The organism is Peteryoungia ipomoeae, from assembly GCF_004912165.1.
Taxonomy (GTDB): Bacteria; Pseudomonadota; Alphaproteobacteria; order Rhizobiales; family Rhizobiaceae; genus Allorhizobium; species Allorhizobium ipomoeae.
The window spans coordinates 335961-359784 of record NZ_STGV01000003.1; the positions used below are offsets into that span (position 1 = coordinate 335961).

The window sequence follows — 23824 nt, forward strand, 5'->3', positions numbered from 1 at the left end:
TGCGATGCCCAAGATCGCCATTGCCCTGCAGCAGGATTTTGCAGACTGGGAACCGGCCCTGCTGATGGCCGCCGCGCGCTACTATCTGAATTGCGAGGTTCTGACAGCAAGCCCCGACGGCGAAAGCCTCACCTCCATGGGCGGGCTGAAGATCAGCCCCGACCTCTCGTATGACGCGCTGGTGCCGAGCGATTTCGACGCGCTGGTCATTCCCGGCGGCTATGCCTGGGAAAAGGGAAAGGCCTTCGATTTCACGCCGATGCTGCGGGCCTTCGTGCGCGAGAACAAGGTTGTTGCCGGGATCTGCGCGGCTGCGAGCGCGCTGGCCGAGAGCGGCATCCTTGACGGCGTTGACCACACCGGCAATTCGCTCGCCTCGCATCAGCGGCAGCCGGGTTATCATGGCAGCGCGTTTTACCGCGATCAGCCGCAGGCCGTGCGCGCGGGCAAGATCGTCACCGCCGCAGGCTTTGCCCCCGACACCTTCGCCATCGAAGTCTTGAAGGCGCTCGAGCTTTACGGGCCGGAAGCGGAAGCCGAGCTTTCAGGTTTTTCCGCCGAGCACCGCGGCCGGGCCTGATACTCAGACCCGGCGGGGATGATGGCGCCTTGCTGCGCTAGTGGCGCACTGGCGGCGAATCCGCCCATTTCTGCAGCGTTGTCTTGATCAGGATCAGGGCCGCCTGATAGGCATGGTCCCGTTCACGCGGATCGACGATGGCGGAAAGCCGCCATTCGAATGCCTTGATGGTTTCATCCACCCATCGATGCAAGGCCGGGTCCGGATACTTATCCAGCAAGGATCGGATCGCCTTTTCCATACGCCAAGTTTCGCCGCTCATGGCCCCTCCACCACATCGTCTTGAGGGGCCAGCATGACCCTGCAGGCTTGCGCCATGCTGTACTGCTGAAATCGCCTGTGATCAGTCGCGTGCGGGAATGGCTTTCAGGTAAGCCGCAATTGCCTCGCGGTCTGAAGCGGAAAGCTCGGCCATGTTTTTCTGCACCTCAACCATGGAGCCGCCGACACTGTCGTAATCGGGGGTAAAACCGGTTTCGAGATAGGCGACGATTTCGCTTTCACTCCATGAGCCCATGGATTTCGATCCCGGCGTGATGTTCGGGATGGTGCCTTCGCCTTCCGGGTTTGGACCACCGGCAAGCCATTTGTCGCTTTCAAACCCGCCAAGCGCATTGCGCGGCGTATGGCATTCGCCGCAATGACCGGGGCCTTCGACCAGATACTGGCCGCGCTTGACCATGTCGGAGGCATCCGTCAATTCGACCCGCGGTTCTGAGGTGTGGAACAGGAGTTTCCAGCCGCCGAGCAGAACACGCTGGTTGAACGGGAATCCCAGCTCATGCGGCGGAGCGACTGCATCGCTTGCCGGCAGGGTTTTCATGAAGCCGTAGAGGTCGTTGATGTCCTTGGGCGTCATGCGGGCATAAGAGCCATAGGGAAATGACGGATAGAGATGTTCGCCGTCGCGACCAACGCCACGGGTCATGGCATCCCCGAACTCGGCAAGCGTCCAGGCACCGATGCCGTGCTCTGCGTCACTGGAGATGTTGGGGGCATGGAAACTGCCAAAGTCGCTTTTGAGCGGCGCGCCGCCCGAAAGCACCAGACGCGCATCGCCCGTCGCGCCTGCCGGCGCATGGCAGCTGCTGCAACCGCCGGCGAAGAAGACGGACCGGCCATTTTCGAGATCCGCATCACCCTGATTGGCCCAGGTGGATAGCTCTTGTCTATCCGGTGCAGTTACGACCACGAAGGCGGCAAACCCGGCTGCACCAAGAACGGCGAGCCCGCCGATTGCCTTCAAGAACGTCGATGCCATCTGGCTCCCCTTCATCGCTTCTGGTCGTCACCGGACATAAAAATGGCGGGTGCCCGTCTGCGTCTTAGGGACGCCAGGCACCCGCCATGATGATTACTTCTTCAGGCGATAGGTCTGATGGCAATCGCCGCAGGTTGCACCAACGGCCTTCATGGTTTCGCCAACGGCAGCCTGGTCTGCCGGCATTGCGGCAAGCTGCGCTTCGGCGACTTCAGCAAGCTTGGCAGACTTCGCCTTGAAGTCATCCATGTTTGCCCAGATGGCCGGAGCGGCCTCGCTCTCCATGCCGGTTTCGCTGCCAGCGGGGAAATGATCGGGGAAGGTCTTGCCGACCTCGGCGAGCGTGGTCAAAGCTGCCTGGATCGCAGCGGCGTCGTAGGGCTTCTCACCCTTGGCGATCGCACCAATTGCGCCCATGGCGCCGCCGACCTTCTTCATTTCTTCCTGACGGACGACCTGCGGTTCGCCAGCGGCGATTGCCGCGGTAACACCGAGACAGAGGGCGGTGGCTGCAGCAACTAGAAATTTGACCTTCATCATTCTCTCCAAGGCAAGGCCCGCGGGCCGGAAACGGATGGACGAACAAGTATTTGCCGGTTCTTGGCTGCGACAGAAAGTCACAAACGAGTGAAGAGGTCTGTTCGGTGATCTTGTGCACGTGCTGTCGATTTGCTGTCGGTCGCGCGTCAACGCATTGTCAGCGGCGCGAGAGCCAATCAACGCGATTGGCAATCAATCAGGCAGGTTGGGCTTGGGCGTGCCGGGGGGGAAGAAGTTGCCAAGCAGCGTCATGCAAATGACAGTGAGGGGCACGGCCAGCATGGCACCGACAGCACCCCAGAGCCAGGTCCAGAAGACGATGGCGACGAAGAGCATGTAGGAATTCATCTCCAGCTTTCGCCCCATGACCGACGGGATCAGAAGGTTCTCGTAGACGGCATTGACCAGGAAGAAGGCAATGGCCGGCAGCAGGCCGTAGAACATGGTCTCGTGCACCATGAGGCCGGCAATTGCGATGGCGACCGTCACCGTGGCAATGCCGAGAAAGGGCACGAAGCTCAGAATAAAGGAGGCCACCCCCCAGAGCAACGGGCTGCCAAGGCCCCCGATCCAGGCGATGAGCGCCGCAATCAGACCGAAGCTTGAATAGATCGCAATCGCCGTCGCGAAATAGTAGCCCAGCACCGCTTCGACCTGGTTGATCATCCGAATGGCTGCCAGGCGGCGCGGGCGATTGGTGAACACGCGGATCATGGCCCGGCGCAGGGTCATGCGCGAGGACAGAAACAGCATGAGGCTGCCGGCGAAGATCATGATCTGCAGGAGAGCCGGCATCACGCCGGTCGCGAGCGTCGACAGGATCGTGCCCGTATGCTCCATGACGTTATCGGCCGATCCCGGCCCGCGCATCAGGCTTTGCACCGGACGTTCCAGCCATGAAATGCTTTCGAGAAATTGCAGGGTCTTCTCGATCATCTCGGGTGCGTTTTTGATCAGCATGTTGAGCGGACCGGCAATGATCGAGACCAGCAGGATCACGATCCCGACGAACAATCCGGACAGGATTGCTGCCGTCAGCACGGATGGTATGCCCATCGCGCCAAGCCGATCTGCGGCCAGTCCAAGAATGAGGCCAACGACAACGGCAAAGGTGAGTGGTATGAGGATGAAGGAAGCCAGATTGAGCACGGCAATGCCGGCAATGGCGAAAAGACCGATCACGGCCCAAAGGGCGGCATAGTCCAGCCCGGTGCGATGGACCTTCACTTTTCGTTGCGGCGGAGCTTCTGTCGGTACTTCAATGTTCACTGCCGGTCCCCGCGATAACTGATCTGGCGCATTGGATGGAACATGTTCCAACCCGAATGCGCTCAGAAACGTGTCAGGCAGACAGCTGTTCCATCGGTTTGCGCCGAATTTCAGTCGGCGGTGCGCGAGAGGCGGATGCCGATGCCCCAGGGATCGACGAGTTTGTGGACGCCATCCTCTCTCAGCACCGGAATCTCAAGCGCATCCAGGCGGTCGAGGGTGGTGCCCAAGGTCTCATCATCGGTGAAACTCAGATGATAATCCTGCAGGCCGGTCATGCTGTTCTCGCGGACCATGGCGTTGCGACTGTTCCAGATGTTGGCGGCCACGTGATGATGGTATGCGCCGCTGGCAAAGAAGCTCGCGCCGGGATAGCTCGCCATCTTCTTCAGGCCCAGCACCCCCTCGTAGAACCGGTCTGCCTCCGGCAAGCTGCCCACCTGGAGGTGGATGTGTCCAAGGGCTGTACCGTTTGGCGCATGCTGCCAGCTGGAAGGCTTCGCTTCTGCATGAAGCGCATGGAGGTCGAGCCGATGGGTGGCCATTTCGACCGTACCATCGCCATGATAGGTCCATTCGTCCGGGCGGCGATCACGATAGACTTCGATGCCATTGCCTTCAGGATCGGACAGATAGATCGCCTCGCTGACCAAATGGTCGCTTGCTCCCTCGAAGGAGACCCCGAGGCTGACAGCATGGGCAAACCAATCGGCCAGAGCGGACCGATCCGGCAGCAGAAACGCATTGTGGAACAGACCGGCGGCATTGCGCGGCTGACGGGCTGCATCGCCCCTGGTCGTGAGGGTCAGAAGCGCCTTCCGCCCGGTCCCCAGCACCATGCCGCTTGCCGTCCGGTCAAGGACGTCGAGACCAAGAACCTTTTGGTAGAAGGCGCCGACTCTGTCGAGGTCAGCAACGCTCAAATGCGCCGCCTCGACATGCACAGGGCGCGTCAGAGCGAAAGACGGATTGTCCACCGTCGAGGAAACAGTCTGCGTCATGGCCGATACTCTTCGAGTTGATGTTGACTGCAATTTAGCGCAGTCCTTTTGTTCACATAAGGCGACATTTCCTCGACTGTTCGTTCGGTAAAAGTTGACAATTCGATCAGCGCCAACTTGATCCTGATCAATGCGCGCGCCGCTCTCTATGATCATTCTGGAGCCATAAGAGGAAGCATTTGCACAGCCCGAACAAGGAGAGCACCATGTACAAGAACATCGTCGTCCCGGTTGACACCAGCGCCCTCGACAAGGGCGAGAAGATCTTGACGAAGGCGGCTTCTCTGCTTGACGCTGGAGGAACACTGACGCTCGTTACCGTGGTTGAGGATATCCCGGGCTATCTCGCCATCGACGTGCCTGTGGATCTCATCGAAAACTCCATCCGGGAAGCGAAAGCGCGGCTCGTCGGCCTGAAAGAGAAATGCGGCATCGAGGCGAAGGTCGAAATCCGCAACGGACCGCCGGCGCGCGAAATCCTCGCGGCAGCGCAGGAGCATGGTGCGGACCTCATCATCATCGCATCGCATGTCCCTGATTTTTCCAATTATTTCATCGGCGCGACGGCAGACCGCGTCGTGCGGCATTCGAAGATCTCGGTTCTGGTTGATCGGTGACGGCGATGGAAAACCCGCATCAAGCGATGGACACAGCCCATTTCGAGAGCATTCTTCTCGCTCGCAAGGCCGAAATCGAACGACGTCTGAGCAAGATCGAGCATGATCTTGGCACACTCAAAAGCGCCGACAGTGCCGAGCGGGCGACCGAGAGCGAGAATGACGAAGTGCTGGAAGAGTTTGGCCAGGTTGGCGAAGCCGAATTGCGTGGCATTGATGCCGCGCTTGCCCGGATCGAAGCGGGAAGCTTCGGTGCCTGTGTTCGCTGCGACGAGCCGATCCCGCTGGAGCGGCTGAACGCCGTTCCACACACGCCCTTCTGCGCGCGCTGCGCCGCAGACCACTGAACATGCACGAGGAAGAGAAAGGCCGGGGCCAAGCTCCGGCCTTTCTCGTTGAAACGCGTTACTTCTTGCGCATGGCCTCGGCCAAAGCCGCCCCCAGACCGCCCATCGAGGCTTGCTCGGTCTTGGGCGGACGCGCATTGGCATTTTTCATGGCACTCGCATTGCCACGTGCATCGCCGCGCATCGAAGGCTGTTGTGCTTCACCGCCGTCCTTGCGCATGGTGAGTGCGATGCGCTTGCGCTTGACGTCGACTTCGACGACCCGAACCTTCACCACATCGCCGGCTTTCACCACCTCATGCGGATCCTTGACGAAACGATCGGCAAGCTGGGACACATGCACCAGGCCATCCTGATGCACGCCGATATCGACGAAGGCGCCGAAGGCCGCGACATTGGTCACGGTGCCTTCCAGCGTCATGCCGACCTTGAGATCGGTGATTTCCTCGACACCATCCGCAAAGGTCGCGGTCTTGAAGGACGGGCGCGGGTCGCGGCCCGGCTTTTCCAGTTCGGCAAGGATGTCCTTCACCGTCGGAAGACCGAATTGCTCGTCGATGAAGCGCTTGGGATCGAGGCTCTTCAAGGTCGCGCTGTCGCCCATCAGGGCGCGTAGATCACGGCCGCAGGCAGCAACGATCTTCTTTGCAACGCCATAGGCTTCCGGGTGGACCGAAGAGGCGTCCAGCGGTTCCTTGCCGTTCGGAATGCGCAGGAAGCCGGCGCATTGTTCGAAGGTGCGGGCACCGAGGCGCGGAACCTTCAGGAGATCCTTGCGGCTTTCAAAGGCGCCGGTCGCATCGCGATGGGCAACGATCGCTTCTGCCGTCGTCTTGCCGAGGCCGGAGACGCGGGCAAGCAACGGGGCTGATGCCGTATTCAAATCCACACCGACGGCATTCACCGCATCTTCGACGACGGCATCCAGCGAGCGGCCAAGCTTACCCTGGTCGACATCGTGCTGGTATTGGCCAACGCCGATCGACTTCGGCTCGATCTTGACGAGTTCGGCAAGCGGATCCTGCAGGCGCCGCGCGATGGAGACCGCGCCGCGCAGCGAGACGTCGAGATTGGGGAATTCCTTGGCGGCCGTTTCCGAGGCCGAATAGACCGAGGCGCCGGCTTCCGAAACGATGACCTTGGTGGGCTTCGGCGCGGTCGACGGGAACTGCGCCAGCATATCGGCCACCAGCTTTTCGGTCTCGCGGCTGCCCGTGCCGTTGCCGATCGCGATCAGCTCGACATTGTGCTTGCGAATGAGACTTGCAAGTTCGGCCTGCGTACCCCTGATGTCGTTCTTCGGCGGGAAGGGATAGACGGTCGTCATGTCGAGCACCTTGCCGGTGCCATCCACGATAGCGACCTTGACGCCGGTGCGGATGCCGGGATCGAGACCCATGGTCGGCCGCGAACCGGCGGGCGCTGCCAGCAGCAGATCCTTGAGGTTACGAGCAAAGACGTGGATCGCCTCCTCCTCGGCGCGCTCGCGCAGGTCCCGCATCAGGTCGAGGGCAAGCGATACGGAGAGCTTGACCCGCCAGGTCCAACCAGCCACATCCATCAACCACTGATCCGCCGGCCCCTTGCCGGAAATGCCATAGGCGGCCGCAATCATCCGCTGGCTGACCTTGACCGGGCTCGGATCGTCGCGGTCGACTTCGATTGTCAGGGACAGGAACTCCTCGTTCCAGCCGCGCAGCATGGCAAGCGCCCGGTGGCCCGGCATGGTTGCCCAACGCTCCGAATGTTCGAAATAGTCGGCAAACTTCGCGCCAGCCTCGCCCTTGCCTTCGACAACCTTTGAATAGACGATCGAGCGATCCTTCATGTCATTGCGCAGGCGACCAATGAGATCGGCATTTTCCGAGATCTGCTCGGCCACAATATCGCGCGCGCCTTCAAGCGCTGCCTTTACGTCGGCAACCTCTTCCGTGAGGAAGGCTTCCGCAAGCTTTTGAGGATCGCCAGAGCGATCAGCGAGGATCTGCTCGGCAAGCGGCTGCAATCCCTTTTCGCGGGCGATCTCGGCGCGGGTGCGGCGCTTGGGTTTGTAGGGCAGATAGATGTCTTCGAGTTCAGCCTTGGTGGCGACGGAGGCAATCTTGCGCGCCAGCTCGTCGGTCATCTTGCCCTGGCCTTCGATGCTTTCGAAGATCGATTTGCGGCGGGCGGCAAGCTCGCGCAGATAGATCAGCCGTTCGGCGAGATTGCGCAGCTGGGTATCGTCGAGACCGCCGGTCACTTCCTTGCGGTAGCGTGCGATGAAGGGCACGGTTGCGCCCTCGTCCAAAAGGCCAACGGCCGATATCACCTGGTCGGGCCTCGCATTGATCTCGGTGGCAATGAGGGCGGCAATGCTCTTGATGTCGTCGGCCATGGGTCTTCCGTCTGATCGTTGAGGGGCGGACCATAGCGAGGGAATGCGGCAAGGCAAGCCTCGTCAGCCTGCCAGTTTTCGCCTCACGGCCTCGGCGATGAAGCCGGACCGGGTGTAACCCTGACGCTCGGCCGCCTTGTTGAGCCTCATTAGCAGATGCTCTTCCATGGTGATGGTCACCTTCACGGCACGGCCGGCAATATCCACAGGCATCAGCGTAACGAGTTCGGCTGTGGCAAAGTCTTCGGCGAATTCCGGATCGGCCCGCAGAGAATCAAGGCTGCGGAATTCCGGTAGCGCCTCGCCGTCCTGCGCCATCTGTTCGAGATGCAGATCGAGCGTCTCCTTGCCGTCCAACATCAACTCGTCGAGAGATGAGGCAGCCGAGATGCAGCCAGGCAGATCCGGAAAGGAAATGCCGTAATTTTCGCTCTCTCGGTGGATCAGCGCCACGATCTGCATGTCCGATACTCTCACGCTTTCCGGGTTCACGTCGGTGGCCAGGGCCAGCCGGCTTGCCGCCAGATCGAGCGAAGCGTACCGATCGGTATGTCGCGCTTCGGATGCGGCACCGTCACCCGGCCTGGTTTCAAGGGGTGGCGATAGTGTTTGTGGCTGCCCTTCTGTCCGACCTCATACCACCCATCGGCGAGAAGGCGACGGGCACGTCCTGGCTGGTCAAGAACCCCTCCCTCCAATACCTATTAGTAGGTATAGATCGATCCGAGTGCAAGCACATCGCTCATTTCCAAGGGGAGATGCCTGCAAAAGCTTGACCTTTCTCGCCTTCCCCCTTAACCGCCGGGCATTCCCTTGTGGCATTGGAGGCTGGCGATGAAGGTTTTGTTGATCGGGTCGGGTGGACGCGAACATGCGCTGGCCTGGAAGATTGCCCAGTCGCCTCTCCTTACCAAGCTTTATGCCGCACCGGGCAATCCGGGCATTGCCGAAGAGGCCGAACTCGTTTCGCTCGACACGGACGACCATGCAGCCGTGATCGCTTTCTGCAAGGACAAGGGCATCGACTTTGTTGTGGTCGGGCCGGAAGCTCCCTTGGTTGCCGGCATTGCAGACAGACTGCGCGAGGCCGGCATTGCCGTTTTCGGTCCTTCGGCCGCCGCCGCGCAGCTTGAGGGATCCAAGGGCTTCACCAAGGATGTCTGCGCCCGCTTCAACATTCCGACAGGCGCCTATCAACGCTTCAACAATGCGCCGAAAGCCAAGGCCTATGTGCGCCAACAGGGCGCACCGATCGTTATCAAGGCCGACGGGCTTGCCGCCGGCAAGGGCGTGACGGTTGCCATGACGCTCGACGAGGCGCTCTCTGCCATCGACGACTGCTTCGAGGGCGCCTTCGGGGCTGCCGGTGCAGAAGTGGTGGTCGAGGCCTATCTCGATGGCGAGGAGGCGAGCTTCTTCTGCCTGTCCGACGGCAAGTCGCTGCTGGCGCTTGCCACCGCACAGGACCACAAGCGCGTCGGCGATGGCGATACCGGCCCGAACACCGGCGGCATGGGTGCCTATTCGCCGGCACCGGTGATGACGCCCGAAATGGTCGAGCGCACGATGAAGGAGATCATCGAGCCGACCATGCGGGGCATGGCCGAGATGGGCCATCCCTTCCAGGGCGTTTTCTTTGCCGGTCTGATGATCACCGCCAAGGGTCCAGAACTGATCGAATACAATGTGCGCTTCGGCGATCCGGAATGCCAGGTGCTGATGATGCGGCTGAAGAGCGATCTGCTGCCGATCCTTTATGCCTCGGCGACCGGCACGCTCGACCAGGTAACGGCCGAATGGAGCGAGGATCCGGCGCTGACCGTGGTTCTCGCCTCCAAGGGCTATCCGGGCACTTACGACAAGGCGACACCGATCGCATCACTGCCTGAGGTCGGCGATGGCGCCAAGGTCTTCCATGCCGGCACCGCGCTGAAGGACGGACAGCTTGTGGCGACCGGCGGCCGGGTACTGAATGCGACGGCGACCGGCTCCACGGTTGCGGACGCCCAGGCCGGCGCCTATCGGCTGGTCGATGCAGTCGAATGGGAAAACGGTTTCTGCCGTCGCGACATCGGCTGGCAGGCAATCGCTCGGGAACAGCAATGACATCTGAGCGCTGAAACGCCCTCTAGCCGGTCCCAAAGTGAGCGTTTGTTAAAATTTTACCAAACCTCCTGACCGGATTGAAAGGAAACCTGGATAGGGTTCTTCGCACAGAGTGAGGAACACCCCAATGCGCTATACCCTTTCGACAATTGCTTTCGTCGCGCTTGCCGCTTCGGCCGGAACGGCAGCTGCCTCGTCGATTGAAGAGGTGCACGGCAAACCCTTGCGGCAACCGAGCATCGTCACCGTTTCCTGCCACTTTTGCCCACCGCCTGTCGAGCGCCGCAAAAGCGACTATCAGGTGCCCACCGTCAACCAGAGCGGCGAACTTGCCGAAGTGATCGAGGAAGATGGCGCGCGCAAACTGAAGCGCATCGACAATCTGATGGGTGGGTCGCCGGTCCTGTTCATCAGTTCCGCCGAAGGTTGGGAAACGCGCGGCTCCTCCATCATCGCCAGCGCGACAGGCGCACCCAATCAGATCGATACCAATGCGACAGCGGCTGTTGTCGATGGTAGCGAGGGTTCGGATGCAGCATCGCAGGCAACGGTCCAGGGCCTGTCCGACTGAGCAGGAACGAGCCAGTCCGCTGAGCAGTGGGGCTGCCAAGGCGGTTAACCGCAGACACGCCGTGCCAGGATAATCCTGGCCGGTGACCGAAAAAACATCAGGCATCAGCAGATGCTTATTGTGCTGTGCAGCACAAACGAATTCTCCTTAAGATTTTATGGTTATTTTCAGGGTCGAGCGCGATGCAGCGCCGGGCCTGACACGCCCTTCGTCATGTTTATTCTCCCAGCATTCGGACGAAAGTGCGCATCCCATTGCGGGGCTCCATGAACCGTTTGAAAATCTCCTTCCAGCTCATCCTGCTTGTGGCAGGCCTGATGGCCGCCTTTGCCGTTGCAACCTTCTTCCAGGTGCGGACTGCAACGGATACTATCTACCAGCAGCGCCACGAATTGCTGCGCACCCAGGTCGAGTCCGCCTTGTCTCTGTTCAAGGATTACGATGACCGGGCGAAAGCCGGCGAGTTCTCCATCGAGGAAGCGCAGCGCCTGGCCTATGCGCAAGTCGGCAAGATCCGTTTTGAGCCCGATGGCTATTTCTTTGCCTATGACTACGACGTCAACTTTGTCTTCCACCCGAATGCCAAGCTTGTCGGCACCTCGGCCAAGGGCAAGGGCGATACAAACGGGTTCCTCTACCGCGACGAACTGGTCAAGCAGGGACGTGCCGGTGGCGGCTTTGTCGAGTTTATCGGCCCGAAGCCCGGCCAGGACCCCAATGACTACAGCTTCCCCAAGACGACCTATGGCAAGGCATTCGATCCTTGGCAGATCGTTGTCATCACCGGCCTCTACACCGATGATCTGAAGGCAGAAATCCGCTCCAGCATCATCACCACCATCGGCTGGACGACTGGCATCTTCCTGCTGGCGCTGGCGGCCGCCTATCTGGTCATCCGCAACATTACCGGCCCGCTGAAAGCGATCCACAAGGCCCTGGAATCGGTCGCCGATGAGGATGTTGCCATCGCCATCCCGCATACCGACCTGCCGAACGAAATCGGACTGATGGCGAAAGCAACGAAAAGTCTGCAGAACAAGGTTCGCGAACGCCATGCCATGGCGGCGCGGCAGCGCGAGAGCCAACAGGAGCTTGATGCCGAACGCAACCAGAATGCCGAGATGCAGGTGGCCGAAACCCGTCAGCAGGCGCATGTGGTGAAAACAATCGGCGCGTCCCTGAAGCGTCTGGCGGAGGGCGATCTGACGGTACGTTGCGCCGATCTCGGCCCCAACTACGAAGCCCTGCGGCATGACTTCAACGATGCGTTGACGCGTCTCGAAGGCGCGATGGCGAAGGTGAACACCAAGGGCAACGATATCGCTGTTTCCAAGGAAGAAATCCGCCGCGCGTCTGGCGATCTTGCCAGCCGCACCGAGCGCCAGGCGGCGCATCTGGAGGAAACATCTGCGGCTCTTGAGGAGTTGACGGTTGCTGTGCGCCAGACAGCAGAAGGTGCGCGCAATGCAGCCGGACGCGTTGCCGATGTCAGCAGCGAGGCCTCGCAGAGTGACGAGATCGTGACCCGTGCCATCACGGCCATGAGCGGCATCGAGCAGTCTTCTGCCGAAATCACCAAGATCATCGGCGTGATCGACGAAATCGCCTTCCAGACCAACCTTCTCGCCCTGAATGCGGGCGTCGAGGCGGCCCGTGCGGGCGAAAGCGGCAAGGGCTTTGCCGTCGTCGCCCAGGAAGTCCGAGAGCTTGCGCAGAGATCGGCAAATGCCGCCAAGGAAATCAAGGACCAGATCGCACGCTCGTCCGGACAGGTTGAGCATGGCGTTCAGCTGGTGGGTCAGGCGGGAGAGGCCCTGAAGCGCATCTCCACCCAGATCAAGCAGGCAAACGACATCGTCGACAAGATTGCCCATGCCGCTGCCGAGCAGGATGCCACCCTGCGCTCGATCTCGTCGTCGATCAACGAACTGGATACCGGCACGCAACAGAATGCCGCGATGGCTGAGCAGGCGACGGCCTCTGCCAATGTTCTGGCCAATGATACCGGCGAATTGCTGGACCTGATTGGCGGCTTCAAGACGAACCGGGCTTCCTCAGCGACAGAGCCGATGCGCATGGCAAGCTAAGCCAGCCTTGCAACGAAACGACAAGGCCGCCGGAGCAATCCGGCGGCCTTTTCGCTTTTCAGCCGGCCCTTTCCACGCGTGCTGCAAGCCGGTCGAGCTCACGGTCGGAAAAGACCTCGATGCCCATTTGGCGCATGAGAGCGGCCGTGACACCGAAACCCGGATGACGATTGCCAGAGAAGGAGCCGTCATAGATGAAGCCCGATCCACAGGAGGGGCTGCCATCGATGAAGAGCGCTAAGCCGCATCCCTGCTCGCGGGCAAAGGCAACGGCCCTCTTTCCGCCCTCCACGAATTCCGCGGTGACATCGCCACCCGTCACCTCCAGCACGCGAGCGCGGCCGGCAAGCACATCCTGGCCATTCATGCCGCCCTCGATCTCCGCCGGTGGACGCGGCGTCGGCAGACCGCCCGCCTGTTCGGGACAGAAACCGACAAGGCGACCCTCGGCCTTCCAGCGCTCGATCAGCGGATCCTGCAACGGCTTGCCCTTGCCGTCGTAACGCACGGGGCGGCCGAGAAGGCAGGCGCTGATGAGGATCTTGGAGGGCATGGGCTCAATCCTCCAGTTGGCGAGGAAGGTCGGCGCGCTCGTGTAGGATACGGACGACTTCGATGGTGCCGTCGTCCCTAATGACGTAGAAGATCAGATGGGAACCGGAACGGCGACGTCGATAGCCTTCACGAAGCCTATCAGCAACGGCCCCAGAGAAAGGATGGCGACCGATTTCGGTAATCACCTCAAGTATCCGCCTCAGATATTGCTCGGCCTGGACCTCGGACCAGCGATTGCGGGTGTAGTCCCCGATCTTGAGAAAATCTCGCCGGGCGGCGGGACTGAGCCGGATCTCAGCCACGGCTTTTCCATCTTTCGCGAACGGACGCCATGAGGTCTTCCGGTTCGAAGGGCATGGATGGCCCGCTGTTTTCCCCCTCGATCAGGGCTGCGCGGAGCCACTCTATCCGGGCCTGCTCTTCCTTCAGAAGCTTGAGGCCCGCCTCAACCACGTCTTCGGCAGACTTGAACGCGCCGCTTTCGAGCTGCGAATCGATGAAGCTGTCATAGGGTTCGGCGATGGTCACCTGAACGGGCTTGTTCATGCGGATTGCTCCCTTTGGAACTCCGTGATGCTCACACTATCAGCAATGCGTGTGCTGACAAGGACACTCACGCTGCCTTGACGGCGATCTGTACACCGGTTTCATCCTGCAACAAGCGAATGACAGCAAACAGGTTGTCGGAACGCGGGTTTCCCGCAGAACCGAACATGCGCATGAGGCTCTTGGGCGGCAGGCCAGACTTTTTGCCCAGCTCGACAAAGCCGATGGTGGCGTTGATATAGTCACGCAAGAGCGCGCGGCCGGTTTCAACATCGCCTGACAACAGAAGTTCGATCGCCTCGCTGAGTAGCGCCGCGCGAAAAGCCGGATCGGATTGTGCGCGATCTCGAACAGTTTGCTTGAAGTCTCTCGTCAATGCCATCTCAGCCTGCCTTCCGCTTCCTGTATTCCGCCCAGCGGGCATGCGCCGCTTCGATATCGGCCCGTTGCCGCTTCTTCGTGCCGCCTGCGAGCAGAATGATAAGGCGGTCGCCATCCCGGCCAAAATAGATGCGATATCCCGGTCCGTAATCGATCCGATATTCCAACACGCCTTCCCCCACACCCTTGGCATTGGACAGATTGCCAAGCGACATTCGTGTGATGGCCGTCGTCACCTTGACGGCAGCCATGGGTTCCAGCGCCTCGAACCAGAGCCCGAAAGGACTGCGCCCACGCTCGTCGAGGAATTCACGGATCTCCATTGCCCAATGGTGCCACATAAGACACCATTGTCAACAAGGAAAGACCCCGCCGAATGAACTGACCCCCGAAAGTTGGACCTCCAACCTCGGGGGCAGTTCATTCGGCGGGGCCCATTCATCAGGCTGTGATCTTAGAGAAATCCGCGACGGTTGCGGTTGTCTCGCGGATGGCCTTCAGCAGCGCCAGACGATTGGCGCGGATTGCGGCGTCCTCGTCATTGACCAGAACATCGGTGAAGAAGGCATCGACCGGGCCGCGCAGCGTCGACAGCGCCTGCATGGCGGAGCGGAAGTCTTCCAATGCCACGGCTTCAGCAGCGGCCTTCGATGCCGACTGGATGGCGGCAAAGAGCGCCTTTTCGGCGTCGAGCTTCAAGAGCGCTTCCGAGACGCCATCAGCGACGACAGTGCCCTTCTTCTCTTCGGCAGCCAGCAGCTGCGTAGCACGCTTGGTGCCGGCGAGAAGGTTCAGGCCGTCTTCCGAGGTAATGAAAGCGGTGAGCGCCTCGGCCTTGCGGGCGACCATCAGCAGGTCGTCAGCATCCGACGTCAGCACGGCATCGATGATGTCGTGGCGGGCGCCTTGTTCGCGTAGATAGACCTTCAGGCGGTCGTGGAAGAAGGAGAGGAGGTCATGAGAAACCGCATCTGACAATCTCAGAGAATCTTCGAACGCTGTGCGCGTACGCTCGTCCAAGGCCGATGTGATCTCCGGTGCTCGCTCAATGCCCAGATCTACAAGCTGCTGTAACAGTTCTTTGTTTTCTGAAATCGTTGGGAGTATCTGGCGGGCAAATACAGTGTAAAATATGTTCGGCAGCAGACGATAATGAATGCCCTTTTCCAAAATCATCCTGACAACACCCAGCGCCGCACGGCGCAGCGCATAGGGGTCCTTCGAGCCGGTCGGCTTTTCGTCGATGGCCCAGAAGCCGGTCAGCGTGTCCAGCTTGTCGGCAAGTGCAACGGCAAGCCCCACCTTGTCTCCGGGCAGACGGTCGGAGGGGCCGTTCGGCTTCCAGTGGTCTTCGATGGCCGCAGCAACGGAAGCATTTTCGCCCTGCAAAGCCGCATACTTGCGACCCATGGCGCCCTGGAGTTCGGGGAACTCACCGACAGCTTCTGTGCGCAGATCGGCCTTGGCCAGCACCACGGCGCGGTCGACGAGGGCAGCGTCTGCACCGACGATCGGGGCCAGCACCTTGGCGAGTTCCCGGATTCGGGCAACGCGCTCACCCTGCGTGCCGAGCTTGGCGTGGAAGGTTACGTTCAGCGCATCGAGCTTGGCCATGCGCTGGTCGAGCGGCTTGGCCAGGTCGAGGTCGAACTTGGCGGCGGAGGCCTTCAGCGTATCGAGGTCCGGGAGATCGCCCTGATCGCGCTTCCAGAAGTGCAGCGCATCCGACAGACGGGCGCGCACGACCTTGCCATTGCCATGCATGATTTCCTTGCCGCCATCTGTGGCCGCGATGTTGGAGATCAGGATGAAGTGGTTGGAAAGCTTGTCCGTCTCACCCTGCGGGCGCACGACGAAGCATTTCTGGTTGGTCTTGATGGTGAGCCGGATGATCTCGGCCGGGATCGAGAGATAGTCTTCTTCAAACGTGCCGAGCAGGACCTGCGGCCATTCGACGAGGCCTGAGACTTCCTCCAGCAGACCTTCGTCCTCGACCAGTTCGAGGCCGTTGGCGAAGGCAAGGTCGCGGGCATCGTGTAGGATCATGTCCTTGCGGCGATCGGCATCCAGCATGACCTTGGCGCGCTCGAGCTGCGAGACATAATCATCGAAGCGGCGCACGGTGATGGCCTCCGGCGCGTGGAAGCGATGGCCATAGGTGACATTGCCGGCCACGATCCCGTCGATCTCAAAGGGAATGACCTGAACCTCGTCATGCTCCGGGCCGAAGGTGCAGACGATGGACTGCAGCGGGCGCACCCAGCGCAGGCTTTCCGATCCCTTGCCATCGATGCCGCCAAAGCTTGAGCCCTTGGGCATGGAGGCAAAGCCGGAGCGCATCGACTTCGGCCAGGGGAAGGCCCTGACGATGCCGGGCATGACATCGGCGATGATCTCTTCGGCGGCACGGCCCGGCTTTTCCATGTAGGCAACATAAAAGTCGCCCTTCTTCGGATCGGTCTTGACGATCGCTTGGTCGATCGAGGTGAGGCCCGCGCCGCGCAGGAAGCCGTCGATGGCGCCCTGGGGTGCAGAGGTGCTCGGCCCCTTCTTCTCTTCCTTGATATCGGAGGAACGCGCCGTCAGGCCCCGGATATCGAGCGTCAGCCGGCGCGGCGTCCAGTATTCCCGCGCGCCTTCATAGGTCAGGCCCGCATCAACAAGCGCATCCGTGACCATCTTCTTCAGATCGCCGGCCGCCTTGCGCTGCATGCGTGCCGGGATTTCTTCGGAGCGGAGTTCGAGCAGGAGATCGGGCATCGATTGAGACTTTTTCGCTGGTTGCAGAGGGCTGCGGGGGACTTAGCAAGCCACGCGACAAAAGTCATCCATGGATCGGTGTAAAATGGGGGCTGTTGGCGGCCCAGCGATCACCCCCACCCGCCGCTTTGGGGCGACCTCCCCCCTCAAGGGGGAGGTGGAGGCCCGACGCCGGCCTCCCGGACACCCTCCCCTTGAGGGGGAGGGTCGGAGCGAAGCTCCGGGGTGGGGTGACCCACCAAGGATTCAAGGTTTGCCTGGCTGGCGGCGACTGGCAGATTTGGGCTGGGTCCAAGGCGATATCCCGGGTGTCGTTCGAGATATGTCTCACGCTCCCTAACCACGGCGTAGATCGTGTCGAGAACGGCATCGAGTTCCAATAGCACTTCCTGGTTCCAGAAGCGGATAATCTTGTATCCCTGTTGCTCCAGAAAGGCCGTGCGCCTCTCGTCTCTGGAGAGACCTTCTTTTGTGCCGTGCTGCGAGCCATCCAGTTCGATAACCAGCCCGATTTGGTGGCAGGCAAAATCGGCAAAATACGGGCCGATCGGCACCTGACGGCGGAAGTGTGTTCCATGGATCGGGATCCGCCAGAGGTGCCGCCAGAGTTTTCGTTCGGCATCCGTCGACGTGGCGCGAAGGCGCCGTGCGGTCTCCCGCCGAAACCGATCCATAGAAGTGGGTGGCTTTGCCATAGCTGCATTCCCGGAACCGTGAAGGCTCCATCAAATGCTGTATCGCGAGGCCTTACAACTCTGAGGATCAGGGGGATTGTCGGTGTTCCCAAGGTCACCCCCACCCGCCGCTTTGCGGCGACCTCCCCCCTCAAGGGGGAGGTGGAGCTACCACCCTCCTCCGCCGCCACCGCCGCCGCCGCCGCCGGAGAAGCCACCGCCGCCCGAGAAACCGGAAGAGGACGACGAGCTCGAGGGCGGCGGCGTGGGGATGGTGGAGGCGATGGTCGAGGCCATGGAGGATGAGAAGCCGCCGATGCGGTCGCCAAAGCCTCCCGGATTGCTGCCGTGATACCAGCCGGGATTGTAGGCGACCGCTGCAGCGCCAGCGGCAGCGGTGGCGAGCCAGGCTTCGAAGGCCCTGGACCAGGGCTTTTCCACACCGAGCGCCACGGCATAGGGCAAGAGCTTTTCGAAATGGCTGGGCGACATGGTCGGCGCGCCGGCCATGTTCATCCGGTCCTTTTCGGCCAAGGTCAGATAGGTTCTCAAGCCCTCGATCCCATCCATCAGCTTGCGACCGAGCGGAGTGGGCGCGCCCATCAGGAAGAAGAAGAGAAGATTGATTGTCAGAATGCCACCGAAGGCAATCAGGACCGGAAACTGATGGGTGGCTTCGAGATCCATCCACATCGAGATCAGCATCAGGCCCAGCGTCGAAAGCGCAATGAAGCCGATGAAGGCCAGCGCGATGATGGCAAAGATCTTGCTGAATAGCGAACGTCCGCCGCGTAGCGTCTTGACCAGTCCGACGGTGAAGGTGCCGAAAAAGACGGAGAAGAAAGTCGGCACCAGGATCAACGCGTAGACATCCTCGTCCAGATCGCCAAAAACGAAGAGGGCTGCAACCACCGCAATCGACAGCCCGATACCGATCGACGTGTAACCGGCATTGGCCTTGTAGTATTTGTTGCGGTGCTCCTTTTCGATTGCCTGGCGGAAACGATTGCCGACCGATTTCACCCGTTCGCCATGCGCCTTGTCGATCACCAGCTCGTCACCGGCTCTCGGAATCTCCGCCATAAGCGCGGCTTCGCCGGCCTGAAGCCTGCCGTCGACAGGCTTTGCGGTGCGGCGGATGGTGATGCTGCGGTCGAGATCATCGAGTTCGACCAGCCCCCTGACCGCCAGATCGAGAGCCGAGGCCGAAAGGGCCGTCCAGCCTGCGCCGGAAAAGCCCTTGTTGTCGATGTAGTTGACCAGGGCTGGAGAAATGCCATCCGGCGCATCCCAGTGGGGCACGACAACGCCCTTTGCCGGATCTCGCCCGACGGCCACCCAGGAGCGAAGGTAGTAGAGGAAGATGACGGCAAGGCCGCCGAAACCGATGATGGCATTCAGATTATCGCGGATGAACCACCAGGCGCTGTCTTGCGAAGACGGTGCTGCGACGAGGCCCTTGTCGAAGGCCAAAACGATGGTCAGGCCTTCGTTCGGACCGAGGGGCTGTGTGATCTGGAATTCGAGCCCGTTCGATCCGGGGACCTCGCGGGCATTCTGGGCTGTCGAGCCCATGGGACCGGTATAAAAGGTCGTTCGGGTCGGCATCGCGTCATCAGGCAAGGTGACGGTTGCGCTCGCCTTTTCTATCGGGAACATCCAGCCCGTGCCGGTGACGTTCCAGTAGAGTTCGTCGCGATCTTCGAAGTAGCGGATCTGACGACCGGTGCGGTAGGTGATGGTGTAGGTATATTCGCCCCGATCGAGGAGGACATCGGCCGATCCGGTGTAAATGCGAATGCCGCCAGAGATGCTTTCCGTATGATGATCTTCCGGCTCGCCGTCACGCTCGACAGAGAGAAGCTCGAAATCCACCTGTCGGCGGGAACCGCGCGCATCCTGGGCATAGAGCGGGAAATCGCGGAAAATTCCGCGTCTGATCTCATTGCCCTCGGCGTTGACGGTGATCGTCTCCGTCACCTCCATGCCGCCATCGGCGGAAACGGTGATATCCGCATGGTAGTCGCGGATGACCTCCTTGGCCTGCGCGCCGCATGCCATCCAGATGAGGAGAAGGAGTGCGGAACACAGGCGAAGGATGGTCTTCATTTCGGATCGTTCCTCACGAGTTCGACGCCGAGCGAGGCAAGTGCATCCCAATAGCCGGGATAGGTCTTGCCCACACAGGCCGGGTCGAGAATGGTGATGTCGCGGATCTTCAGGCCGGCAAGCGCAAAGCTCATGGCGATCCGGTGATCGGCGAAGGTATCGATATCTGCCGGCAGCGATTGCCCGGCAAGGGCCGGATCCGAAAAGACGAGCAGGTCGTCGCCCTCTTCCCTGGCAAGGCCCTCGCGGATGTTGTTGAGGCCCGTCGAAACGGCACGGATGCGGTCGCATTCCTTCACACGCAGGTTCTCGATGCCGACGAAACGCACCGGGGTCTCGTTGAAGGCGGCAAGCACGGCAATCGTCGGGATTGCGTCCTGCATCTGGCTGCCGTCGATCACGGCGGGCATGTTGGGGAACTGCGCAATGACGTCATAGGCCTTGGCATCCGGCTGGGTAAAATCTGCCGACGGCGTGCCGATATCAATCTGGCCCCTGGTCAGGACTTCCGCGCCCCAGAGATAGGTGGCAGCCGAGGCGTCCGGCTCGATGTGGAAATCACTAGCCGTATAGCCGGTCGGCTCGATGCGCCAGGAGGCGGGTGTCGGCTGCTCGACCCGGGCGCCAAAGGCGCGCATGGCCGAGAGTGTCAGGTCGATATAACCGCGCGCGCCGATATCGGCACCGGCGAGTTCGATCTCGAAGGCTTCCGTTCCACAGGCAGCTGCCATCAGCAGCGCCGAGACATACTGGCTGGACAGGCCGGCATCGATGACGACGTGGTTCTTCTTGAACGCACCATCGGCATCGATGGTGACCGGCGGGCAACCTGTCGGTGCCTCGATGGCGACGCCAAGCGATTTCAGTGCCTCGACCAATGGCTTGATCGGCCGCTTGCGCATGTGTTCGTCACCATCGACGACGTAGCGGCCGTGACCGAGTGCGAGCGCTGCCGTCAGGAAGCGTGTCGCGGTGCCGGCATTGCCGAGGGAGAGCGGCGCGGCCGGTGCCTTCAGTTCTCCGGTACCGGTGACGACGAAGGTGGTCGCATCCGGCTCCTCGACGTTGACGCCCATCTGGCGCAGCGCTTCGGCCATATAGCGGGTGTCGTCGCTCTTCAGCGCACCCGTCAGGCGGCTCGTGCCCTTGGCAAGGCCGGCCAGCAGAAGCGCGCGGTTGGTGATGGATTTCGAACCCGGAGGGCTCACCTTGCCGGTCAGGGCATGGGTGGGCGGCAGGATGGTCACGCTGTCAGTCGTCATGATCTCGGTCTTTCAAACGTCGTCCTTCTTCGGACGTCAGAACTTGACCGTCGGTACCGCACGGTCGGCCTCGTTGGCAATCTCGAAATAGGGTTTCTTCGAGAAGCCGAACTGACCGGCAACGAGATTGGAGGGAAAGCTCTCGACCTTGACGTTCAGGTCACGGGCGGCGCCATTGTAATAGCGGCGCGACATCTGGATCTCGCCTTCGACCGTTTCCAGCGAGCGCTGGAGTTCGAGAAAGTTCTGGTTGGCCTTAAGATCCGGATAGGCTTCGGCGAGCGCAATGACCTTTCCGAGTGCGGCGCCCAGCAGGCCTTCCGCCTGGGCGCGGCCCGCCACATCGCCTGCCGGCACGGCCTGCGCCTTGTTGCGCAGCTCGATCACGCTTTCCAGCGTGCCCTTCTCGTGGCCGGCATAGCCCTTCACCGTCTCGATCAGATTGGGGATCAGGTCGGCGCGACGCTTCAGCTGCACATCAATGCCGGACCAGGCCTCTTCCGCCATCTGCCGCGATTTCACGAGGCCGTTGTAGATGAAGACGAGGTAGGCACCAATGGCGACGAGGATGGCAAGTGTGGTCAACATTCAGCAGGGCTCCCGTTTGCTTGCAGGACGTTAGCGTTTTGGAAACGGATTGTCATGGGTCGACGCGAATTCCCGTGCGCTCACGTGGAAATGAATGAAAATCGGTCAAATTGCGGGACAGGATGGATAAATCTTTTAATTTGTACTGGCTAATATTGTACAAGGCAAAGTTGGGGTTGGGTGGATGCCGTCTCTCGCTTGGAAAGATCTGCCAGAATGGACTATTGTCGCCGACCGCGCCATCCTTCAGGTGGCCGCTTCGGATCGGCGTCTTTCCGACATGCTGACGACAACGGCGGGCATCATCACCGCGCTTGCCGATTTCGATCTGTTACCCACTCTCGCCTTCTACGTGCACGATCCACAGTCCTCCCGATACAGACTGATCCACCATGTGGAAGCCGACGAAATCCGACTGCCGATCGACCTCATCGATGGACGCTTGCCCCTCGATTTTCATCGGAATATGGGGCATTGCGTCTACGAAATACCGTTGAAGCCGCCCTACGGCGACGAGATCAGCGGCACGCTGATCGCTTTCGGCCGCAGCGCAGAGCCGATGAAGCATGAGGTCTATGGCAATCTGGAAATCCTGGCGGCCGAAATCGCCGGCATTCTGGCGAGACGCCACGGGTCGCACATGACCCTTCTCGACATGGTCGAGCTGTCGACGGACGAGATCTACATCTTCGATCCCAAGAGCCTGACCATCATACGCACCAACGCCACGGCGTGCCTGCGGACCGGCTTTACCGAACAGGCGCTGTCCGAAATGAAGCCATCCGAATTGAAAATCGGACTTTCCGAGGCCGATTATCGGGCACGCATCGAGCCGCTGTTGAGCGGGCAGCGCGACAGCGTCCTGTTTGACAGTTTCCAAAAGCGGCGCAACGGTACGGTTTATCCGGTGAAGATTCAGGTCTGGCGCATCCGCGGGCAGGATGCGGATATCTTTGCCGAAGTGGTGATCGCCAGTGCCGACCAGCGCAAGGCTTTCGGGCTTCTGGAACAGGTCTTCGACGCCATACCCGGCGGCATCGGCGTATTCGATGCCCATTCGCGTCTGGTCATGGCCAATCGCCGGCTCTATGACCTGATGAACCTGCCGCCCGAGCAATTCCCGCCCGGCTCCTATTTCGAGGATATCCTGCGCTACAATGTGAGCCGCGGCGAATGGGGCGAAGGCGACCATGAAGCGATGATCCGCGAACGGGTCGAGCAGGCCGAGCTTGGCCTGTCCTACAGCTTCGAACGCGAGCGCACCAGCGGCAAGGTGCTTGCCGTACGCTCCGAGCCGCTTTCAAACGGCGGCTATGTGCTGAGCTACAGCGACATCACATTGCGCAAGCGCGCGGAGAAGGATCTGATCCGCAATCGCGACGAGCTGGAAATCACCGTCCGCGAACGCACTGCCGAGATCGCGGCACAAGCGGCAGCACTTGAAGAAGCGTTGCAGCAGGAAAAGGCGATCAATGCCATGCAGCGGCAGTTTCTGACCATGACCAGCCATGAATTCCGCACGCCACTCGCGATCATCGATGGTGCCGCACAGCGCATCCAGCGGAAAAAGGGCGAGATCGGTGCGCGTTTCCTGGCAGACAAGACCCAGCAGATCCGCTCCGCCGTCGCCCGCATGGTGGAGCTGATGGAGAGCTTTCTGTCCGCCGGCAGCATGGATACCGGCAAGCTCGAATTGACGCTTGTCGAGTGCTCGGTGAAGACGCTGATGAACCAGGCAATCCAGCGGCAGAAACTGTCATCGCCGCACCACCGTTTCGATGCCGATATCAGCGGGCTTCCACCCGTGATGCGCTGCGATGCGCTGGCGATTTCGCAGGTTCTGAGCAATCTCCTGTCGAATGCGGTGAAATATTCGCCGCGCGCGCCAGAGATTGCGGTGCGCGGCTGGACGGAAGATGACCATGCGTTCATTTCGGTGCGCGACTGCGGAATAGGCATCGATCAGGCCGACATCCCGCAGCTGTTCCAGCCGTATTTTCGCGCCCGCACATCAACCGGCATTGCCGGCACCGGCATCGGGCTGTCGCTTGTCCGGCAGATCGTCACGCTGCATGACGGCGACATTTTCGTCGAAAGCCGGCTTGGGGCCGGCTCGACCTTCACACTTGCACTGCCCATCAAGGGGCCGGTCGCACGACCCCAGACACAACAGGAAAACGCCGCCTGACGAAG

25 protein-coding genes are annotated in these 23824 nt (G+C 60.9%); 7 read left to right on the plus strand and 18 right to left on the minus strand.

Annotation, left to right across the window (positions count from 1 at the left end; translation table 11 throughout):
- Positions 1-4: 4 nt before the first annotated feature.
- A complete protein-coding gene (locus FAA97_RS11415; RefSeq protein ID WP_136598650.1) occupies positions 5-580 on the plus strand; it encodes a DJ-1/PfpI family protein in 576 nt (191 codons plus the stop codon).
- A gap of 37 nt (positions 581-617) precedes the next feature.
- Here FAA97_RS11415 and FAA97_RS11420 read toward each other — a convergent pair whose 3' ends face one another.
- The 5 genes from FAA97_RS11420 to FAA97_RS11440 form a co-directional block, all read right to left on the minus strand.
- Positions 618-842 carry a hypothetical protein gene (locus FAA97_RS11420; protein WP_136598651.1) on the minus strand — a complete coding sequence of 75 codons (225 nt, stop codon included), beginning with the start codon at positions 840-842 and terminating at the stop codon, positions 618-620.
- An 81-nt stretch (positions 843-923) separates the two neighbouring features.
- Positions 924-1841, minus strand: coding sequence for a c-type cytochrome (locus FAA97_RS11425; RefSeq protein WP_136598652.1), 918 nt, complete (start codon positions 1839-1841; stop codon positions 924-926).
- Between the two features lie 93 nt (positions 1842-1934).
- Complete coding sequence (locus FAA97_RS11430) at positions 1935-2378, minus strand: c-type cytochrome (protein ID WP_136598653.1); 444 nt, start codon at positions 2376-2378, stop codon at positions 1935-1937.
- Between the two features lie 195 nt (positions 2379-2573).
- Positions 2574-3650: an AI-2E family transporter gene (locus FAA97_RS11435; RefSeq protein ID WP_136598654.1), complete on the minus strand. Its 1077-nt coding sequence runs from the start codon at positions 3648-3650 to the stop codon at positions 2574-2576.
- A gap of 110 nt (positions 3651-3760) precedes the next feature.
- Positions 3761-4651: a VOC family protein gene (locus FAA97_RS11440; RefSeq protein ID WP_136598655.1), complete on the minus strand. Its 891-nt coding sequence runs from the start codon at positions 4649-4651 to the stop codon at positions 3761-3763.
- A gap of 206 nt (positions 4652-4857) precedes the next feature.
- Between FAA97_RS11440 and FAA97_RS11445 the strand changes: the two genes are divergently transcribed.
- Both FAA97_RS11445 and FAA97_RS11450 read left to right on the plus strand, forming a co-directional pair.
- A complete protein-coding gene (locus FAA97_RS11445; protein ID WP_136598656.1) occupies positions 4858-5268 on the plus strand; it encodes a universal stress protein in 411 nt (136 codons plus the stop codon).
- A 26-nt stretch (positions 5269-5294) separates the two neighbouring features.
- Positions 5295-5615 (plus strand): TraR/DksA family transcriptional regulator, encoded by a 321-nt coding sequence (locus FAA97_RS11450; protein ID WP_168800987.1) that lies wholly within the window; start codon positions 5295-5297, stop codon positions 5613-5615.
- A gap of 58 nt (positions 5616-5673) precedes the next feature.
- Here FAA97_RS11450 and FAA97_RS11455 read toward each other — a convergent pair whose 3' ends face one another.
- From FAA97_RS11455 to FAA97_RS11465, 3 genes are all read right to left on the minus strand, one after another.
- A complete protein-coding gene (locus FAA97_RS11455) occupies positions 5674-7992 on the minus strand; it encodes a Tex family protein (protein ID WP_136598658.1) in 2319 nt (772 codons plus the stop codon).
- Between the two features lie 63 nt (positions 7993-8055).
- Positions 8056-8454: a type II toxin-antitoxin system HicB family antitoxin gene (locus FAA97_RS11460; protein WP_136598659.1), complete on the minus strand. Its 399-nt coding sequence runs from the start codon at positions 8452-8454 to the stop codon at positions 8056-8058.
- Positions 8455-8480: 26 nt separating this feature from the next.
- On the minus strand, positions 8481-8690 hold the full coding sequence (locus FAA97_RS11465) for a type II toxin-antitoxin system HicA family toxin (protein ID WP_136598660.1): 210 nt from the start codon (positions 8688-8690) through the stop codon (positions 8481-8483).
- Between the two features lie 136 nt (positions 8691-8826).
- On the opposite strand from FAA97_RS11465, the gene purD reads away from it, so the two are divergent.
- The 3 genes from purD (at position 8827) to FAA97_RS11480 (ending at position 12756) form a co-directional block, all read left to right on the plus strand.
- Positions 8827-10098, plus strand: coding sequence for a phosphoribosylamine--glycine ligase (gene purD, locus FAA97_RS11470; RefSeq protein ID WP_136598661.1), 1272 nt, complete (start codon positions 8827-8829; stop codon positions 10096-10098).
- Between the two features lie 127 nt (positions 10099-10225).
- On the plus strand, positions 10226-10669 hold the full coding sequence (locus tag FAA97_RS11475; RefSeq protein WP_136598662.1) for a plant virulence effector HPE1-like domain-containing protein: 444 nt from the start codon (positions 10226-10228) through the stop codon (positions 10667-10669).
- Between the two features lie 266 nt (positions 10670-10935).
- Entirely contained in the window at positions 10936-12756 is a 1821-nt protein-coding gene (locus tag FAA97_RS11480) for a methyl-accepting chemotaxis protein (RefSeq protein ID WP_136598663.1), read from the plus strand.
- Positions 12757-12814: 58 nt separating this feature from the next.
- Here FAA97_RS11480 and FAA97_RS11485 read toward each other — a convergent pair whose 3' ends face one another.
- The 10 genes from FAA97_RS11485 to FAA97_RS11530 all read right to left on the minus strand — a co-directional run bounded on the left by FAA97_RS11485 (position 12815) and on the right by FAA97_RS11530 (position 21631).
- A complete protein-coding gene (locus tag FAA97_RS11485; protein WP_425467418.1) occupies positions 12815-13309 on the minus strand; it encodes a 2-thiouracil desulfurase family protein in 495 nt (164 codons plus the stop codon).
- A 4-nt stretch (positions 13310-13313) separates the two neighbouring features.
- On the minus strand, positions 13314-13613 hold the full coding sequence (locus tag FAA97_RS11490; RefSeq protein ID WP_136598665.1) for a type II toxin-antitoxin system RelE/ParE family toxin: 300 nt from the start codon (positions 13611-13613) through the stop codon (positions 13314-13316).
- On the minus strand, positions 13606-13857 hold the full coding sequence (locus FAA97_RS11495; protein WP_136598666.1) for a type II toxin-antitoxin system ParD family antitoxin: 252 nt from the start codon (positions 13855-13857) through the stop codon (positions 13606-13608). Before FAA97_RS11495 ends, FAA97_RS11490 begins: the two co-directional genes overlap by 8 nt.
- A gap of 67 nt (positions 13858-13924) precedes the next feature.
- Complete coding sequence (locus tag FAA97_RS11500) at positions 13925-14239, minus strand: transcriptional regulator (RefSeq protein ID WP_136598667.1); 315 nt, start codon at positions 14237-14239, stop codon at positions 13925-13927.
- A 1-nt stretch (position 14240) separates the two neighbouring features.
- Positions 14241-14561: a type II toxin-antitoxin system RelE/ParE family toxin gene (locus FAA97_RS11505; protein ID WP_136598668.1), complete on the minus strand. Its 321-nt coding sequence runs from the start codon at positions 14559-14561 to the stop codon at positions 14241-14243.
- Between the two features lie 118 nt (positions 14562-14679).
- Entirely contained in the window at positions 14680-16998 is a 2319-nt protein-coding gene (gene glyS, locus FAA97_RS11510; protein ID WP_136598669.1) for a glycine--tRNA ligase subunit beta, read from the minus strand.
- Positions 16999-17144: 146 nt separating this feature from the next.
- A complete protein-coding gene (locus FAA97_RS11515; RefSeq protein ID WP_136598670.1) occupies positions 17145-17693 on the minus strand; it encodes an endonuclease domain-containing protein in 549 nt (182 codons plus the stop codon).
- 147 nt (positions 17694-17840) lie between these two features.
- Positions 17841-19781 carry a DUF2207 domain-containing protein gene (locus FAA97_RS11520; RefSeq protein ID WP_136598671.1) on the minus strand — a complete coding sequence of 647 codons (1941 nt, stop codon included), beginning with the start codon at positions 19779-19781 and terminating at the stop codon, positions 17841-17843.
- The gene (gene aroA, locus FAA97_RS11525; RefSeq protein WP_136598672.1) at positions 19778-21043 is read right to left on the minus strand and encodes a 3-phosphoshikimate 1-carboxyvinyltransferase; all 1266 of its coding nucleotides are present in this window, start codon (positions 21041-21043) and stop codon (positions 19778-19780) included. Before aroA ends, FAA97_RS11520 begins: the two co-directional genes overlap by 4 nt.
- A gap of 36 nt (positions 21044-21079) precedes the next feature.
- Positions 21080-21631 carry a LemA family protein gene (locus FAA97_RS11530; protein WP_136598673.1) on the minus strand — a complete coding sequence of 184 codons (552 nt, stop codon included), beginning with the start codon at positions 21629-21631 and terminating at the stop codon, positions 21080-21082.
- Between the two features lie 184 nt (positions 21632-21815).
- Between FAA97_RS11530 and FAA97_RS11535 the strand changes: the two genes are divergently transcribed.
- Entirely contained in the window at positions 21816-23819 is a 2004-nt protein-coding gene (locus FAA97_RS11535) for a sensor histidine kinase (protein WP_136598674.1), read from the plus strand.
- The last annotated feature ends 5 nt before the right edge of the window (positions 23820-23824 follow it).